Genomic DNA, 16,962 nt, shown 5'->3' on the forward strand with positions numbered 1-16,962 from the left:
ATATTCGGGTTATTGAGATCGACCGCGGGCGTGCACGGGCCATAGATCGACGAGTACATCGTCCTCGACAACATGGATGACGTCGTAGCGATCGACGGTCGGATCGCAGTGCGGGGGCAGCAGTTCGAGGTGCGCGCCGAGCCGCGGACGGTCGGGTGCGTCGGTCAGCACGAGACCTTGTTCGTCGCCGTACCAGAGGTATTCGCCGAGGTCGGTGCCCGGACGATCGGCGTCGGTGGCGAAAGCCTTCAGGCCGGCGTCGATGGTCAGTGACGTCGGTTGTGCGGCATTGATCACGGTGGCGCTCACGAACAATGCGTGTTCCAAGCTGTCGAGCCAATCGCTGCGCACGACGCGGTACTGCACATCCAGCACGGTGTAGGAGCCGGGCTGTAGCTCGTTCAGCACGCCGATCGCGAGATCGGCGTCGAGGGTGCCGGTGCCCCCGCCGGTGCGAATGGTGGTGTCGTGGCCGTGCCGATCTAGTAGCTCGATGGCGGCGCTGAGCTGTGCCATGCCGGCGGCCACCGCCGCATGGCGTTCGGTGGCGTCGGGGATGTGTTGCCAGAGGCCGCCGTAGCCCTGGACGCCGCGCAACCTGAGCCGGGGCGCGGTGTCGATCACCGCGGCGAGTTCCAGTGCGGCGGCCGGGTTCGGTACGCCGGTGCGGTGCATGCCGACGTCGACATCGATGAGGACATCGATATCGGTACGGGCGGTGGCGGCGAGCGCGGCGGCGTTGTCGGGGTGATCGAGGGTGACGGCGACCGAGGCGCCCGCCGCGGCCAGATCGGCGACCCGAGCCGCCACCTGCGCTCCGACGATCGGTGAGGTGATCAGTAGATCCTGGATTCCGGCGGCGTAGAGGGCCTCGGCCTCACCGACTTTGGCCACGCATATGCCGACCGCACCGGCCGCGAGCTGCTGCCGAGCCAGATCCGCGGACTTGTGCGTTTTGGCGTGCGGGCGCAGCGCGACTCCGGCATCGTGACAGATCGTCGCCGCCCGAATCAGGTTGCGGTGCATGGCCGCCCGGTCGATCACCGCCGCCGGAGTCGGAATCGCCTGGCGCGAACCGGGCTGTCCGATCAGCTCGAGCGCCTGACGGATGACCGGTCGATCGGCGAGGGCGCCGAGCCTGGCTCGTGGATCAGCGACGGTACTCATGGCGCCACGTTACCCGAATGCCGCGGTCGGATCGCCGAGTCGGAATTGCTTCGGCTGCTGCGTATTTCATGATGTAGGTATGCGGGCGACCGGTATCGGCAGCCCTGCCTGCTCGACGGTGTGGCTGAGCAGACGTCCGGCCGAGGTGATGTAAAGCGTGTTCCGGTCGAAGGCCACCGACGAGACGAAACCGTCGGGCAGGTCGATCACCGTGTCGAGGGTGCCGTCGGAGTCGAATCGCGCGATGGCGCTTGCGCTGCCGAGCGCCACCCATACGCCGCCGTCCACGTCGACCGCCAATCCGTCGCATTCACCGCGCGGCGCGGTAGCGAACACCCGGATCTCGCCGTCGCGTACCGCGAGCACCCTGCTCTCGGCGAATTCGCAGACGTAGAGCGTCTCCTCGTCGGGCGCGAACCCTAACCCGTTGGGCCATCGAATATCCGCCGCCGCGGTGCTGACCACGCCGTCCGGATCGATCCGCAGAACTTCACTCGGCCCGGCGGGTTCACCGCGCTGCGGATTGTGCCGCAGCACGCCGACATACAGCGAACCGTCGGCCCCGACCGTGACATCGTTGAACCCGGTCGCGCCGTCGACGGTCAGGATCGGCCGAAGTCCGCCGCCCTCGGCGTAGGACACATCGCGTCCGGTCAGCAGAAGCCCGCCATTCGCATGCACCGCGAGGCCGCCGATGCCCCGACGTGATTCGATCACGGTGGCGGCACGGCCGTCGGAGTACCGGAACACCCCACCGCCGGTGACATTCGAGAACAACACGCTGCCATCCGCTTCCAGCACCGGCGCTTCGAGAAGCCCCGGCGCGGAATACAATTCGGCCGGCATCACAGCTCCGCGATGGTCACCCGGCGTCGTCATGGCTGCCGATGAATCGGATCGATCCAGTGGACGGTGTCGGGCTGCTCTACCGCGTCGATGTCGAGATTGACGACGACGGCCTCGCTGTCGCTGCGGACCAGCACGCATTCGAGGGGCTCGTCGGTGCTGGCGTTGATTTCCTGGTGCGGGACGTAGGGCGGCACGAAGATGAAATCGCCGGGGCCGGCTTCGGCGACGAACTCGAGTCGCTCGCCCCAGCGCATGCGGGCGCGTCCGCGCAGGACGTAGATGACGCTTTCCAGCGCGCCGTGATGATGCGCGCCGGTCTTGGCATTCGGGTGGATGGTGACGGTTCCCGCCCAGATCTGCTGGGCGCCGACACGGGCGGCATTGATCGCCGCCGCCCGGTCCATTCCGGGCGTCTGGGCGGTGTTCGAGTCGAGCTGGTCTGCCTTGATGACCTGTACGCCGTTGTCCCGCCACGCACCGGCCGCCGACGAATTCGGTAGTGGTTCCTTCGCTGTCACGAGTCGACCTCCTGATTCGATCGAGCCCGAATTCTATCGGCGGCGGTGCGGGGCGAGCGGTCAGCGTCGCGATCCGGCCGCAGCCGACCCCTTGCTCAGCGGGGTCAGGTCGGCGACCAGGCGCTCGGTCAGCGGCATCGGCACGGCATGCCGCTGACCGATGCGCAGCAGCGCACCGCCGATCGCGTCCAGCTCCAACGGTAGTCCCGTCTCGGCGTCACGTTGCATCGACGACTGCGCCTCGGGTGGGAAGGCGTCGTAAAACCGCAGTGCCGCTTCGACATCCGCGGGTGCGCCGTCCGCCCGACTCAGTTCGGCGATCTCCGCGACGAGGTCGATCAGCTGTTTGCGATGGACGGTGCGCATGTCGCCGATCGCGCACCGATGGGCCGTGGTCAGCAATGCGAACGGAGCGAGGAAGAACAGTTTGCCCCACAGCATGGCGGCCTCGTCCGCGCGCGCCTTCGCCTGCACCTCGGCACCCTGGAGCAGCGTGGCCAGCTCGTCGAGCCGTTCGGGCGACGCGCTGGCGCTCGCCAGATCGATCTCGACGAACGAACTGCCGTGCACGATGGACCCCGGCGCAACTCGCGACGACGCCACCCGAATCACACCTGGCACAACGAGTTCCGGCCGATACCGCGCGCGCAGCGCGGCCGGATGTTCGATCCCGTTGAGCAGCGGCAGCACCAGACCGTCGCCCAGCGCAGCGGGGGACACCCGTTCGACGGCCGCGTCGAGCACGTTGTGCTTCACCGTCACCAAACACACATCGACGGGCGCACGTAACTCGCCGGCCGCCTCGGCCCGCACGGTGAAATCACCGAACATCCCGCTACGCACCCGCATGCCTCGCTCCCGCACGGCACGCACCGAATCCGGTCCGCCGAGAAAGATCACCTCATGTCCGGCCCGGGCGAGCAGCGCACCTACCAGTCCGCCGACACCTCCGGGTCCGAGTACTGCCACACGCCACGGTCGCTCCGAGTTCATCGCGTCCTTTCGTCAGCAGGGAAACCAGATGTCCTCGGCGGCCAGATCCGCGATCCGGTACTTGCCGAGCGCGCTGATCAAGAGCCGCAGCTCGAGTTCGAACGCCGACAGCAGGTTCGTCAGTCCACGATCAGCATTCTCGTCCGCGGCCACCAGCGCCGCGCGACCGAGTCCCACCGCGGACGCCCCGAGCGCCAGGCATTTGACGACTCGTGTTCCCTCCCAACATCTTCCGGAGACCAGCAAGCTGTGACCGTCCCGCTCCCGGCCGGCGACCCGGCGCAGGCATTCGGCCAGCGGCAGCCCGACATGATCGAGGAACCCGTGCGGCGCCCAGCCCGTGCCCGCCTCGGCGCCGTCGATGGTCACCGCGTCGGCGCCGGCCGCCCACGCGACTGCCGCCGCGTCGCCGACATCCCGCGCGGGCGGCAGTTTCACCCAGACGCGACAGCGCGGATAGTTGTTGCGCATCAACCGGATCTGCTGGCGCAGAATCTCTTCGGTGAATGTGCCGGGTGTGGCGCAACGCAGCACCTGCGCCGCGGCGGGATCGTAGATATCCAGAATGTCGTACTGCGCCGACAGGTCCTCGCCCCGTTCGCGGGGGATGAGGGTCATGCCGCCGACACCCGGTTTCGCGCCCTGACCCACCTTCAACTCGAAGGCCAACCGGCCCGAGGTCAGCAGCGCCTCGCTGGCCGGATCGCTGTACACCAGGTTCCAGACCTCGGCGTCGGCGTCCTCGGTGCTCTGCTGGACGATCACGCCGCCGGTGTCCTCGGCCGCCATCTTGGTGTACTCGGTGAGCCGGCGCAGCAGCGAACTCTGCTGCTCGTCGGCCATCCGGCCGTACCCGGACACCGGAACGATGTTCTCGCCGATCACCATCGGCACCCCGGCGGCGCCGGCCTGTCCGGCGACCGCGACACCGAGGTCGCCGTCGGCCACCGCGGTGGACCCGAACGCCGACACATACACCGGCAGCGTCGACCGCAGACCGCCGATGGTCGTGGTCAGGTCGACGTCACCCGCGAGGGGTTCGCGCCCGAGATCGAACATCTTCTCCGCCCGTAGCGGCACGAACACCGGTGGCACCAGCCGAGCACGGTCGATCGCATCGGATTCCGGTCCCGCCGCGGGCGATTCCTGGCCGAACAGCGTCGAACCGTACTGCGCGTTGTCCGGAAAGACCGAACCCGCCGCCGTTCGCGCCCGCGCCCGGACCTCCCGCTCGGGGAAGCCGGGCGCCGAGAGCACGCTCATGGACGCAGCTCCCCGGGAATCTTCGGATACGCGGTGGCCTGCCAGACCGCGGCCAGGCCACCCAGGAACCGGGTGAACCGCTCGACGCCGAGGCCGAATCCCGCGCTGGGCGAGAGGCCGTCGCGAGCCAGGGTCAGGTACCACTCGTATTTGGCCGGGTTCTCCCCGGTTTCGCGCATGCGGGTCAGCAACGTGCGGTAATCCGACTCGCGCTCGCTGCCGCTCATCATTTCGCCGAACCCGCCGGGGAAGATGAGGTCGAAGTTGCGCAGCATGCCCGGCTCGTCCGGGTTCTCGCTGTCGTAGAAGCCGCGCGAACCCTTGGGGTAGTCGGTGATGAAGAACGGGCGGGTGGCGGCGGCGGAGATGATTTCCTCGCCCTGCCACTCGATCTCGGTGTGCTCGCGCTGGTCGAAGCCGAGGCCGCGCAGTTCGGTCACCGCGGTGGTGTGCCGCTTGCGGTCGTAGGGGCCGGCCAGCACCTGCTTCAGTTGTTCGAGGTCGCGGTCGAGCACCTCCAGTTCCCGTTGGGCACTGCTCAGGACGTATTCCACCGCGTACTTCGTCAGTCGCTCGGCGATGTCCATGGCGTCTTCGCGGGAGCCGTTCGCGATCTCCACGTCGAGCTGGTGGAACTCCGCGAGATGCCGGTGGGTCACCGCGGTCTCCAGCGGTTCGAGCCGCACGTTCGGGGCCACGTGGAAGATCTTGTCGAAGGCGAGCAGCGAGGCCTGCTTGTAGAGAATGCCGCTCGTCATCAGTTTGTAGCGGTGGCCGTAATAATCGATATCGACCTGTTTCGCGCCGCGCGCGCCCGGATCGGTCACCGGACCGATGATGGGCGGCAGCAGTTCGGTGAATCCCTCCGCGGTCAGGAATTCCCGCGCGGCGGCCAGGAATCGTGCCTGCACGGTCAACGCCGCAACGGTTCGCTTCGACGTGAGGTGCACGCGCGGTAGTGGCGGCGCGGTCGGTTCAGTCAATTCAGGCAAAGTCCGATCCGTTCAATAGTCGTGCGAGGGGTTTATGTGACAGGCGGATTAAATCACCTGATATCCGACGATCCCTCGTATGCAATTGGTCCAATATCGGCTACCGTTTATATCCAAGTTCCCTATCCTGCGAGTCGTCGACTTGAATACTCGGTAACTGGCGGGAAACCATTATGTGACGGTTTTCGTCGAACCCCCCGATCCCGTTCCACTCTCCGGCATACGCACTGGTTGCGGGCCAATTCTCCCCTTCGCGAATGACGCTGTCCACCCCCCGGCCAGGGGGTCGCGTCTATCCCCCCGAATGGGGGGTTGTTGCGTTGAAGATCATTTATAGAGTGTCGCACGGGCCGCTGCGGGCGGGTGGCCGAACAATTGCTGAAACCATGCCGCTGGGGCAGCTTATACTCCTTTGACAGCGACCGGAAGTCCATGTAACTTTGCTTTAACAGGGCCGGGAGTTGGTACGGGGTGCGACTTCCGTTGGGAGCATCTGGGGGGTACAGCTTCGGGTGTGTGAATTCTGAGAGGGCGGTCTTGGAGTCAGCTATTGTCTGAATTGGTGCTGAGCATCTTCTCATGCCGCCGTTGCGATACCGGAAGTGAATCCCGATAACAATGAACTACGACCGTACGAACTTCGCCCCGCTGTCTGCCGCCCGAAACATCGACGAGGGACAGTTGAGGTTTCATTGGTGTGCGCCGCTGGACAGCGGGCAGCAGAAAGCGACCGAGAAGTACCGAGTCGGCGAACTCGACTTCGACGGGATGGTGGACTTCGTACAGGAGGCGGACGCGCTCGGCGTCGACTCCCTGCTGATGGGCATCGCCGACTACATGCCCGACCCGCTGCCGATGATCGGCGCGCTGGTCCGGGAGACCCAGAATGTCACCTTCATCCTCGCCTACCGCCCCGGCCTGCTCTCGCCGACGCTGTTCACCCAGGTCGTGAACACGATCTCGTGGATGTCCGACGGCCGGATCTCGCTGAACCTGGTGGCCGGCATCTCGCCCGCGGAACAGGCGGGCTACGGCGATTTCGTCGCGCACGATGGCCGCTACGCGCGCACTCAGGAGTTCCTGGAGATCTGTCACCGCTTCTGGCGCGGCGAGAAACCGCTGACCTACGAGGGTGACCACTACGTGCTGAAGGAGGCCGCGCTCGGCCTCGGCTACAAGGGCGGCGGCCGCCCCGAGATCTACCTGAGCGGCGCCTCGGGCATCGCGCAGGAAACCGCCGCCATGTTCGGCGACTGCTGGCTGCGCTACGGCGACACCCCCGAAGGTATGGGCGCCGCCGCACAACCGGTGCTGGACAAGGGAATTCGCGTCGGAACCCGCATGCACGTGCTGGCCAGGGAGACCCGCGAGCAGGCCCTCGCCGATCTCGCCGCGATGCAGGAAGACCCCGACGAAGCGCACCGCGCGTGGGTCGCGCAGGTCGTCGCCGCATCGGATTCGGTGGCGGTGAAGACCTCGTTCCGCCTCGCCGAAGGCGCCGACGGCGACTGGCTCTCGCCGATGATCTACTCCGGCTTCGTGCCCTACCGCGGCGGACCCGCGCTGTGCGTGGTCGGCAGCTACCAGGAAGTCGCCGACTACCTCTACCAGTACAAGGCGGTCGGGGTCAGCGAGTTCATCTTCTCCGGCTGGCCCACCCGCGACGAGATGCGCATCTTCTACACCCACGTGCTGCCGCTCATTCGTGAACACGAGAGACGGCTGGGGTGAAGACCAGGGCGGTGCCCCGGCGCTGGGGGATGGCAGGCGGCGGAGCCGACCGGGTGGGTAAGGTCAGCGCACTCTTCGCCACCGGTGTTCTGCTCGGACTGGTCGCCGAACAGGTAGTGCTGTTCGCGGTGCCGCTGTTGATCTTTCACGACACCAAGCAGGTGTCCACGCTCGGCTTCGCGTTCGCCCTGGAGTGGCTGCCTGCCCTGATCGCCTACCCGTTCGCCGGCCTGCTGGCCGACCGGGACGGTGGCGCACGGCTTTTCACCCGGGTCGCGGTGATGCGCGCGGTCATCCTGGTGATCGTCGTGCTGATCTGCCTGATTCGACCCGGCTGGATGGTTCCCGCGCTGATGACCGGCGGGGCGTGCCTGTCGGTGTGTGTGGCGCCCATCCGGATGTCGATCGAGCGCATGGTCCCGCAGATCGCCCGCGACTCGCAGATCGCCACCGTGCAGTCCCTGGTGCAGAACATGGAACTGCTCGCCATGGCCCTCGGACCCGCCCTCGCGATCTTGGCCGCGGCGTTCCTCGGCAAGCTGTGGCTGTTGCTGGTCGCCGCCGCCGCTTTCGGCATCAGCGCGCTGACCTGGCTGCCGCTGCCCCGGCCGAAGGTGCGCGCCGCGGTGGGCTGGGCGGCCCGGCACGTGTTGCCGGAGTTGGCAATCGGCTGGCAGCTCATGGTGCGCATCCGGCCGGTGCTGCTGCTCGGCATCCTCAACTTCACCATCAACCTGGTGGTCGGCGTGCTGATCGTCTCGAACGCAGCCCTGGTCACCGACGTTTTTCACGCACCCGACTCGGCCTACGGCGCGCTCAACGCGGCCGTCGGCGTCACCGGGCTGCTGAACCTCTTGCTGATGCCTGCGCTGCTCCGGCGCGTCGGCGTCGGACCCATCGGTGTCACCGGCTTCTGGCTGATGAGTGCCGCGCTCCTGATCGCGGCCCTCGCACCGTCCTACTGGGTCTATGCCCCTGCCTTTGTCCTGATGCTCGTCGGCGACGCGCTCTACAACATCTACAACCGCACCCAGCGGGTGAAGGTGATTCCCCGCGAGCACCTCGGCAAGGTCATGGGGCCGTTCTATCTGCTCAACCTGTTGTCCTATCCGATCGCGGGCTTGCTGATCGGTGGTCTCGGCGCCACCATCGGCCCCCAACGACTCGCGCTGTGGCTGGGCATCCTGCTCTGCCTGTTCGGCGCGGTATTTCTGCCGTTGACCATGGCCAGCTTCCGTAAAGCCTTGCAGGCCCGCGAGATCGCTAACGTTGAGGTCGTGACATGAACGTTCGTTTCCGGTGCGTGCTGTGCACCGTGGAGTCCGATTCCCATCTCTGGAACCTGGTCTACCTGCAAAAGCTGCTCGAGGAGCACGGCGCGTCGGTACACAACCTCGGCACGTGTACGCCGGTGGACAACGTGGCGGCCGCCATTCGCGAGGACCGCCCCGACCTGTTGGTGGTGTCGAGCGTCAACGGCCACGGTTTCCACGGCGCGCAGGTCCTGCTGAACCACCTGAAGGAGAACGGTCTCGAGGTGGCGTGCGCCATCGGCGGCAAGCTGACCACCGCGGTCTCCGACGACGACCGGGTGCGCAGCGAACTGCTCGAGCTCGGCTTCACCGACGTGTTCCTCGGCGACGACGCCATCGACCGTTTCCAAGATTTCCTGAAATTCGGCCTGGCGCAAGGCTTCTCCGCCTGGCGCGCGGACCCGGCGCTGATCACCCCGTGGGATCAGGACGCCGCGACCCGAGAGGTGTTCTGATGCACATCGTCATCGTCAATCGATGGCCACGCTTCGACGACGGGATCCGCTGGGACAACGAACTCACCCGCTACGAGGAATTCATCGACCACGACGCCAACCAGGTGAGCTACGTCGTCGACGGTCCCGGCGCCCTGGGTGTGCTCGCGGACCCGGCGAAGATCGCCTGTCAGGTGCAGGTCGGCGACGTCAACGACGTGGACGCCCTGCGCGCGGCCGTCCAGGTGATCGTCGATCGGGTCGGCCCGATCGACGAACTCCTCGCGCTCTCGGAATTCACCCTGGAGATCGCGGCCAAGGTCCGGGAGGATCTCGGGATTCCCGGACCCGATCGCGACGAGGTCGCCGTCTACCGGGACAAGGTCCGGATGAAAGAGGTGCTGGACAAGGCGGGCGTCCGGGTGCCGCGATTCGCCAGCTGTACGAGCGCGGACCAGGTACGTGCGTTCGCTGCGGCCAACGGTTATCCGCTGATCCTCAAGCCGGTCGCCGCTGCCGCCAGCATCGGTGTACGCCGGGTGGACAACGACGCCGAATTGACTGCGGCACTGAGCAACGTCGAGCTGGACGGCTACGAGATCGAGGAGTTCATCGCGGGGGAGATCTACCACGTCGACGGCTTCGTCGACGACCATTCCCACATCGCGTTCCAGGCGGTTTCCCGCTATATCAACGACTGCCTGTCCTTCACCCACGGCGCTCCGCTCGGCTCGGTCCTGATGAGTCCGTCACCGCGCCGGAAGCTGATCGAGGACTTCTCCCAGCTGATCGCCAGCACACTCGGCTTGCGCCGCTTACCTTTTCACCTCGAGGTGTTCATCACCCCGGCCGGTGATCCGGTGTTCCTGGAGATCGGCGGCCGGGTCGGCGGCGCGGAAGTACCGCACCTGCTCTACCGGGTGTTCGGCGTGAACCTGTACGAGATGTTCCTGCGGGTGCTCTCGGGTGGTCCGGTCCCGCCGATCCCCGAGGTCGTCGACTCCTCCGGCGGGTGGCTGATCATGCCCAAGTCCGCCGAGCAGTCCGAGCGGGTGGTGCGGGTCGCGTCCATGCGCGACCAGGTGCCGATCGTGTGGCGGGAACTGCTGCCCGCGCAAGGCGAGGTGCTGGCGCCGGGCGGCGCGTACGACGCGCTGCATCGCGGGCGCTTCATTCTGCTGCACGAGGACGAGCACGTCGTCGAGGCCGGCATCCGAAAGATCATCGAGAACTTCGACTTCGAGGCGGAATCGCTGTGAACCATGATGCCAAGGACGACCAGAAACGCTATGACCAGCTGATCGGCTTCCTCACCGAGGAGGAGCGACTAGGGGTCGCCGCTGTCGGCGACAAGTTGATCGAGGACGCGGGCGGGCTCGACGACCTCGCCGACTACAAGGTCATGGTCGCCTACGGCGGCGGCAAGGACAGCACTTATGTCGTCGCGTTCGTGCGGGCCGTGCAGCTGCACCTGCAACTCACCCACGACCGGACCTTCCTGATGCGGGTCGCGAACATGCGGCACGCGGGCGTGGTCGGCGCGGTGATGGAGAACATCGATCGGGTGTACTCGGCGCTCGGCCTGCTCGACGACGACCGCGCCGAGCTGCTCACCATCGACCACACCGAGATTCGCCGTTTCCGCGTCGATCTGCCGTTGCCGGACAAGCTGGTGGCGATCAACCGGCTCGACGTGCTGATGAACGGACACCGATCGGCCGGCGACGGACGCCCCACGTTCTGCAACAGCTGCAATCTTGCGGTCGCTGATTTCTACGGCCGGGCCGCCTGGTGGCGCGGCGGCGTCGACGCCATCATGACCGGCGACTCCCGCCGCGAACAGGCCCTCTACGCCGCGTGGATTCTGCGGCTGGCCAAGGGAATCGGCATCGACGTGCAACGCAAGGGCATGACGTTCCAGGACCTGCTGGCCGCGTTGCGCGGTGTCGGCGACGCGTACTTCCGCGAGTTGTTCGGCGACGACCAGCACGAGCCGGCCGAACGCGAGGTCGCGGTCGGGGACCGGTCGGTGCAGCCCACCTTCGTCTCCATCTACGACCTGGTCAGCTATCGCGTGCACGATCACTGGGACCTGATCGTGGATTTCCTCGGCTTCCGCTTCGACGATCTCGCCTTCAGCTTCACCGAATCCGATTGCGCCAACCCGACTCTCATGGCGCATCTGCGTGGACTGCGGGTCGAGTACGTCGAGGGACGGACCTACGAGGCCGGCATCACCGAGTACCTGGAGTTCGCCGAGACGATGATGCGGCGCAAGGAAATGCCGGACCGGCTCATCGATCTCGCCCTCGGCCGGTACGCCTCGCCGGACAAGATCGTCGAACGGCGCGAGGTCGCGGCCGCGTATGCCGAGAGCGCGTTCGGGCTGGAAGAGGACGCGCTGGTCGCCATGGTGTTCTCGCCGTTCACCGATCAGGGTGCGCGGCTGGCCGAATTCGTCGAACGACGCCACCCCGAGCGGGTCGCCGAGCTGCCGGCGTTGCACGCCGCGTTGCGCGGCGAGCCGGGCAACGACAGCGCCGCCGGGTGGCTGGCGGAGGTGTCCGGGCTGTCCATCTCGCACCTGCGCACGCTCTACGGCAGTTCGCTGGTGGACTTCGCCTCCGGCGACACCGTGATGGCCAGGGTGCGTGCGGGCGACCCGCACAAGTCCGAGGTGCACACGGTCGACGCGCAGTCGGGACGTCCGACCCTCGAGCTGATTTCGGGTAGGTGACGTGGCCGGGTTCTTCGACAGTTTCGTGGCGGACCGCGCCGCCGCGGGGCAGCTGGTCGTGCAGCCGCGCATGGGCTTCGGCAGCCTGAAAGGCATGCGGGACGGTCTGGCTCGGGTCGCGCACCTGGATTTCCCGGTGATCGGCACGCTCACGCTGGACAGCTACACCCGCGTCGGCGACTACCGGACGCCGCTGGAGCGGCTGGCCGCGGGGGAGGAGCTGAACGGGTATCCGATCGTCTCCCACCCGGTCGAAGAAACCCGAAAGTTGTTGTCCGGCTTGTACAGGCCCACGTTTCCGGTGCAGGTCCGGCACGGCACCGCGCTGCCGTTGCGGGTCTTCCAGCGGTCGGTCGAGGTCGGGCTGGACGCGACCGAGGGCGGTCCGGTCTCCTACTGCCTGCCCTACAGCCGGTTGCCGCTGCGCGACGCGGTCGAGGCGTGGGCGGAAAGCACCCGGTATCTCGCGGACGCCGCCGAATTCGGCCACATCGAGAGCTTCGGCGGCTGCCTGCTCGGTCAGCTGTGTCCCCCCTCGCTGCTGGTGGCGATGGGGGTGCTGGAGGGGTTGTTCTTCCGGCAGCACGGCCTGCGGTACATGTCGTTCAGTTACGCGCAAGGCACGCTGCCCGAACAGGATCGCGGTGCGCTGCGCGCGTTGCGGACCCTCGCCGCCGAATATCTGGGCGATGTGACCTGGCATGTCGTGCTGTACACGTACATGGGTCTGTTCCCGCGGACACCCGACGGCGCGACCCGGCTGATCCGCGACAGCGCCCGGCTGGCCGCGGCGACCGGGTGCGAACGGATGATCGTGAAGACGGTGTCGGAGGCCTGGCAGATCCCGTCGATCGCGGAAAACGTTGCGGCGCTGCGGATGGCGTCGGAGGAGGCGGCCGGGCCGCTCGATCCGGCGTCGCCGAGCGAGGGGCAGTACTTCGCCGAGGTCCTCGACGAGTCGCGGACCCTGATCGACACCGTGCTCAACCTCGACCCGGACGTCGGGAAGGCCCTGCTGGCCGCGTTCTCCGCCGGGCTGCTCGACGTCCCCTTCTGCCTGCACTCCGACAACCTCGGCGCGACCACCTCGGTCATCGACGAGCAGGGTGCGCTGCGCTGGGGGAAGCTGGGCCGACTTCCCTTGCCCGCCAGCGCCGGTCGCGACGATCTTGCCCGACTCGGCTCCGCAGCCCTCTACGGGATGCTCGACCACGTGGCCAACAGTTATGACAGCCACCCCGATGGGATGCTCGATGTCCGAAGGTAATCCGTCCGTTGTCGTCCTGGTGGACGCGTTCTCCACCGGCGCGCTGCTCGCCCGGCACGCGCGGCGCGGGCATCGCCTGATCCACGTCCGGTCCCGGGCCCATCTGCCCGCGACCTTCGCGGCGAGCCTGCCCGCCGAGTTGTTCGACGAGGATCTGTCCTACGCCGACCAGGCCGACGACGTGCTGCATCGGCTCGCGGAACTGTCGCCGGTCGCGGTCATCGCGGCGAGCGAGTTCGGCGTCGAGGTGGCCGACGAGATCGCCGCGAAACTAGGGTTGCGGGGCAACGATCCGGCGCTGTCGTATGTGCGGCGGGACAAGTTCTACATGCTGGAGGCGGTGGCCGCCGCGGGATTGCGGATCGCGCGGCAGCGGCGCGGCAACGACGTTGCGGGACTGCTGGAATGGCGGCGCGCCGCGGGACTCGAGCGCACGGTGATCAAGCCGTTGGACAGCGCGGGATCCGAGGACGTGTTCATCAGCGACTCCGACGCGGAGATCCGTGCCGCGGTCGGGACGATTCTCGGTAAAACGAATCTGATGCTGCGGACCAATGCGGACGTGCTGGCGCAGGAGTATCTCGCCGGCGACGAGTACATCGTCAACTCGGTGAGCCGGGACGGCCGGCATTGGTTCACCGATGTGTGGATCAGCCACAAGGTGACCGTGCGGGACAACCGCCGGATCTACGACTGCGAGGATCTGCTCTCCGAGTCGGACCCGCGGTTCGGCGAGATCCTCGACTATGTGTCGGGTGTGCTCGACGCGCTCGGCATCGCCAACGGGCCCGCGCATACCGAATTGATCTATACCGCAACGGGTCCGGTGCTGCTGGAGACCGGGGCCCGGTTGTCCGGGCTGGCCAATCCCGGCGCGCTCGACCGAGGGACCGGGGTGAACCAGGTCGATCTGACGATGGACTGTTACGTCGGCGAAGGTCGGGCGCTGGCGGCCCAACCACTGGTGTACGCGCGGCGGGAACAGGCGCGTTGCGTGAATCTCATTGCGCACCGGCAGGTTCCGTTGCCCGCCCGGGTGCTGCGCGAGCAGCTCGAACGACTGCCGGCCATCGAGAGTGTGCGTTTCCGCATCGCCGACCAGATGATGACCAGGCCGACCGTCGATCTCAACTCCTCGCCGGGCGTGGTGTTCCTGGTCCATCAGGACCCCGCCGAGATCGAACGGTCGTATCGGACCCTTCGTCGGATCGAGCACGAGTTGCTGTAGCCACCGCCCCAGGGGAGGTGCCGCCAGAAAGGCAGACAAGCTTCGATGACGAATCCGCAACTGGGACAGATCCTGCTCGCCATACTGGTGCTGCTGCTGGGGGCCAACCTCCTCGGTCAGCTGTTCCGTAAACTGCGCCAGCCCAAGGTGGTCGGCGAGATTCTTGCTGGAATCCTGCTCGGTCCAACGGTTCTCGGGAAGCTCGCGCCCGGCTTCGCCGCCGACCTGTTCGGCACCGGCAATCCGGAATCCAAGGCCGTGGTATTCGGTTTCCTCTACAACCTCGGGCTGCTCATGCTGATGTTCGTCTCCGGCTGCGCGGCAAAACACCTGCTGGGCAAGGACAATCGGAAAGCAACCGCCTGGATCCTCGGCATCGGCACCCCGCTGCCGTTCTTCATCGCGCTCTTCGCCGCGCCGCTGCTGCCGCTCGAGGAGTTCACCGGGTCTGCGGGCAGCGAGCAGGCGGTGGTCCTCGTCTTCGCCGCCGCCACCGCGGTCACCTCGATCCCGGTCATTACCAAGATCTTCTACGACCTCGGCATCCTGCACACCCGCTTCGCCAGCCTCCAATTGGGTTCCGCGGTACTCGAAGACATCGCCCTGTGGGGCGTGCTGTCGGTGGCCACCGCCATCGCGGCCGCCACCCTGAACACCGACAGCGGCGACTTGACCGCCACCATCGGCAGTCACCTGGCGGTCAATGCCGCCTACGTGCTCATCGCCCTCACCGTCATGCCCGCTGTGCTGCGCAAACTCTCGCGGGCCGGCTGGAATGTGGTGGCGCGCAACTCGCCCATCGCGTGGATGCTCACCGTGTTCCTGAGCTATGTGTCCCTGGCCGCTGCGCTCGACGTGACCCTCGCCTTCGCCGCCCTACTGGCCGGCTTCGGTGTCATGGGCGGCATGCGCGGCACCGAGCAGGAACGTTTCCGTGACCCGATGCAATCGCTCAGCGATGTCTCCGGTCACTTCTTCGTGCCGCTCTATTTCGCGATAGTCGGCTACCGCCTGGACCTTTCGAAGACCTTCGACCCGCTCATGCTCGCCGGCTTCCTCCTCGGCACCTCGCTGGTCGTCTTCCTGTCCGTCGGCCTCGGCGCGAAACTCGCCGGGATGAACCGCCTCGACATCATCAACCTCGCCGTCACCCAGAACGCCCGCGGCGGCCCCGGCATCGTCATGGCCTCCGTCGCCTTCGACACCGGCATCATCAACGCCACCTTCTACACCACCCTCGTCCTCACCGCCGTCCTCACCTCCCAGGCCTGCGGCTTCTGGCTCGACTACGTCCTCCGCAAAGACTGGCCCCTCCTCTCCGGCGCCGACCTGCGCCGCCGAGGACTCGAACCGGTTGCCGAGGAAATCCCTTCGCGGACACCGTGATTACGGCGTCCAGACGGTCTGGTCGAGGTAGGCGAGGCGGATCAGAAGATCGCGACCGGGTTGACCGGAACTCCCGTCATGCCGTGGATGCGCGGTGGTGCGGCGACGAACAGAAAACTATAGCGACCGAGTTCCGCGCAGACCGCGGCGAGTTCATCGGCGTCGACGCCGTCGATCAGCGGCATGCCGAGCTGCGGCAGCGCCACCCTGTGCATGGCCGGGGGACCGTCCGGCTGCGGCGGGTAGGTGTCGGAGAGGTCCCCGGCATATACCGAAACGCCGCGCTCGTGCATCCAGCGCAGCGCGTCGAGCGTCATCCCCGGCATCGGGTTGCCGCGATACCGCGTTGCCACCCAATCGAATCGGGCGACGAGCGCGTCCCCGGATTCGAGCCGGACGCCCTGCCGCTGCTCGGCGGCGTCGAGATCCAGTGCGGTGATCGCCCGATCGGCGGGTACCGGACCGTCGATCGCCAGGTCGAGCAGAACACCGCGGGTCACGATCCCGGCGGCGAACGCCGCGGTCGACCCGTGCTGTACGCCGTTCATGGTGACGCTCTCGCTCAGCGGCCGCCCGGGATACACCTGACCGTCGACGACCATGTGTGCCAACGCATCCAGGTGCGTGGACTTGAGGTGGTGATTGGTGACGGTCATGATGTCCGCGTTCGCGAACACCGGAGTCCCCGTGTACTGCATGACCAGCTGAACCGGCGAGGTCTCGGCCGAATGCGGTCCCATGGGACCGCTGATCAGCGGCGCGGGTTGAATCGGCACGGCCAGCGACACCGAGCGTCCGGTGCGCACCTCGCGCGCACCCCGCTCCCGCGCCTCGTCTGTGATCAGGTTCAACGTGCCCAGTTCGTCGTCGTCGCCCCAGCGACCCCAATTACTCGGCGGCTCAATGCCTACGGCCGGTTCAGGACCTGCGGTGGTCTCGGCTGACACGGTTGTCTCCCTCGATAGCGATTGCTCGGCGATGCCAGGCGATGACCTTCTTCGAGCTGAAGATGGCAGGCCTGCGCCGGCACGCGCACAGTCAAGACCATGCCGTCGCGGCACAGTCAAGGCCGTCCCGCGGGTTG

15 protein-coding genes are annotated in these 16,962 nt (G+C 66.9%); 8 read left to right on the top strand and 7 right to left on the bottom strand.

Annotated elements, in window-relative coordinates; translation table 11 throughout:
• Positions 1–9: 9 nt before the first annotated feature.
• From AB0M22_RS26630 to AB0M22_RS26655, 6 genes are all read right to left on the bottom strand, one after another.
• Positions 10–1,167 carry an alanine racemase gene (locus AB0M22_RS26630; protein WP_364732184.1) on the bottom strand — a complete coding sequence of 386 codons (1,158 nt, stop codon included), beginning with the start codon at positions 1,165–1,167 and terminating at the stop codon, positions 10–12.
• 66 nt (positions 1,168–1,233) lie between these two features.
• Positions 1,234–2,013: an SMP-30/gluconolactonase/LRE family protein gene (locus AB0M22_RS26635; RefSeq protein WP_364732187.1), complete on the bottom strand. Its 780-nt coding sequence runs from the start codon at positions 2,011–2,013 to the stop codon at positions 1,234–1,236.
• Between the two features lie 29 nt (positions 2,014–2,042).
• Positions 2,043–2,534 carry a cupin domain-containing protein gene (locus tag AB0M22_RS26640; RefSeq protein WP_364732189.1) on the bottom strand — a complete coding sequence of 164 codons (492 nt, stop codon included), beginning with the start codon at positions 2,532–2,534 and terminating at the stop codon, positions 2,043–2,045.
• A 60-nt stretch (positions 2,535–2,594) separates the two neighbouring features.
• The gene (locus tag AB0M22_RS26645) at positions 2,595–3,503 is read right to left on the bottom strand and encodes a 2-dehydropantoate 2-reductase (RefSeq protein ID WP_364732192.1); all 909 of its coding nucleotides are present in this window, start codon (positions 3,501–3,503) and stop codon (positions 2,595–2,597) included.
• A gap of 36 nt (positions 3,504–3,539) precedes the next feature.
• On the bottom strand, positions 3,540–4,790 hold the full coding sequence (locus AB0M22_RS26650) for a glutamate synthase-related protein (protein WP_364732195.1): 1,251 nt from the start codon (positions 4,788–4,790) through the stop codon (positions 3,540–3,542).
• Positions 4,787–5,773 carry an asparagine synthetase A gene (locus AB0M22_RS26655; protein WP_364732198.1) on the bottom strand — a complete coding sequence of 329 codons (987 nt, stop codon included), beginning with the start codon at positions 5,771–5,773 and terminating at the stop codon, positions 4,787–4,789. Before AB0M22_RS26655 ends, AB0M22_RS26650 begins: the two co-directional genes overlap by 4 nt.
• A gap of 627 nt (positions 5,774–6,400) precedes the next feature.
• On the opposite strand from AB0M22_RS26655, the gene AB0M22_RS26660 reads away from it, so the two are divergent.
• From AB0M22_RS26660 to AB0M22_RS26695, 8 genes are read left to right on the top strand one after another with little or no spacing between them, the layout of a single operon-like run.
• Entirely contained in the window at positions 6,401–7,513 is a 1,113-nt protein-coding gene (locus tag AB0M22_RS26660) for an LLM class flavin-dependent oxidoreductase (RefSeq protein ID WP_364732201.1), read from the top strand.
• Positions 7,510–8,799 (top strand): MFS transporter, encoded by a 1,290-nt coding sequence (locus tag AB0M22_RS26665; protein WP_364732204.1) that lies wholly within the window; start codon positions 7,510–7,512, stop codon positions 8,797–8,799. The genes AB0M22_RS26660 and AB0M22_RS26665 overlap by 4 nt, the downstream gene beginning before the upstream one ends.
• A complete protein-coding gene (locus AB0M22_RS26670; protein ID WP_364732207.1) occupies positions 8,796–9,281 on the top strand; it encodes a cobalamin-dependent protein in 486 nt (161 codons plus the stop codon). The genes AB0M22_RS26665 and AB0M22_RS26670 overlap by 4 nt, the downstream gene beginning before the upstream one ends.
• On the top strand, positions 9,281–10,519 hold the full coding sequence (locus AB0M22_RS26675) for an ATP-grasp domain-containing protein (RefSeq protein WP_364732210.1): 1,239 nt from the start codon (positions 9,281–9,283) through the stop codon (positions 10,517–10,519). The genes AB0M22_RS26670 and AB0M22_RS26675 overlap by 1 nt, the downstream gene beginning before the upstream one ends.
• Positions 10,516–11,997 carry a hypothetical protein gene (locus AB0M22_RS26680; protein ID WP_364732212.1) on the top strand — a complete coding sequence of 494 codons (1,482 nt, stop codon included), beginning with the start codon at positions 10,516–10,518 and terminating at the stop codon, positions 11,995–11,997. Before AB0M22_RS26675 ends, AB0M22_RS26680 begins: the two co-directional genes overlap by 4 nt.
• 1 nt (position 11,998) lies before the next feature.
• A complete protein-coding gene (locus tag AB0M22_RS26685; RefSeq protein WP_364732214.1) occupies positions 11,999–13,264 on the top strand; it encodes a methylaspartate mutase in 1,266 nt (421 codons plus the stop codon).
• Entirely contained in the window at positions 13,251–14,492 is a 1,242-nt protein-coding gene (locus tag AB0M22_RS26690; protein WP_364732217.1) for an ATP-grasp domain-containing protein, read from the top strand. Before AB0M22_RS26685 ends, AB0M22_RS26690 begins: the two co-directional genes overlap by 14 nt.
• Before the next feature lie 45 nt (positions 14,493–14,537).
• Positions 14,538–15,878, top strand: coding sequence for a cation:proton antiporter (locus AB0M22_RS26695; RefSeq protein WP_364732220.1), 1,341 nt, complete (start codon positions 14,538–14,540; stop codon positions 15,876–15,878).
• Between the two features lie 41 nt (positions 15,879–15,919).
• Here AB0M22_RS26695 and AB0M22_RS26700 read toward each other — a convergent pair whose 3' ends face one another.
• Complete coding sequence (locus tag AB0M22_RS26700; protein WP_364732222.1) at positions 15,920–16,825, bottom strand: cyclase family protein; 906 nt, start codon at positions 16,823–16,825, stop codon at positions 15,920–15,922.
• Positions 16,826–16,962: the final 137 nt, after the last annotated feature.

The sequence above is a fragment of the Nocardia sp. NPDC051756 genome (assembly GCF_040681495.1).
Taxonomy (GTDB): Bacteria; Actinomycetota; Actinomycetes; order Mycobacteriales; family Mycobacteriaceae; genus Nocardia.

Excerpts from the sequence above, each read along its gene's own strand:
- AB0M22_RS26650 (WP_364732195.1), bottom strand. The coding sequence starts at position 4,790 with ATGAGCGTGCTCTCGGCGCCCGGCTTCCCCGAGCGGGAGGTCCGGGCG.
- AB0M22_RS26630 (WP_364732184.1), bottom strand. The coding sequence starts at position 1,167 with ATGAGTACCGTCGCTGATCCACGAGCCAGGCTCGGCGCCCTCGCCGAT.
- AB0M22_RS26670 (WP_364732207.1), top strand. The coding sequence starts at position 8,796 with ATGAACGTTCGTTTCCGGTGCGTGCTGTGCACCGTGGAGTCCGATTCC.
- AB0M22_RS26660 (WP_364732201.1), top strand. The coding sequence starts at position 6,401 with ATGAACTACGACCGTACGAACTTCGCCCCGCTGTCTGCCGCCCGAAAC.
- AB0M22_RS26690 (WP_364732217.1), top strand. The coding sequence starts at position 13,251 with ATGTCCGAAGGTAATCCGTCCGTTGTCGTCCTGGTGGACGCGTTCTCC.
- AB0M22_RS26675 (WP_364732210.1), top strand. The coding sequence starts at position 9,281 with ATGCACATCGTCATCGTCAATCGATGGCCACGCTTCGACGACGGGATC.
- AB0M22_RS26635 (WP_364732187.1), bottom strand. The coding sequence starts at position 2,013 with ATGCCGGCCGAATTGTATTCCGCGCCGGGGCTTCTCGAAGCGCCGGTG.
- AB0M22_RS26695 (WP_364732220.1), top strand. The coding sequence starts at position 14,538 with ATGACGAATCCGCAACTGGGACAGATCCTGCTCGCCATACTGGTGCTG.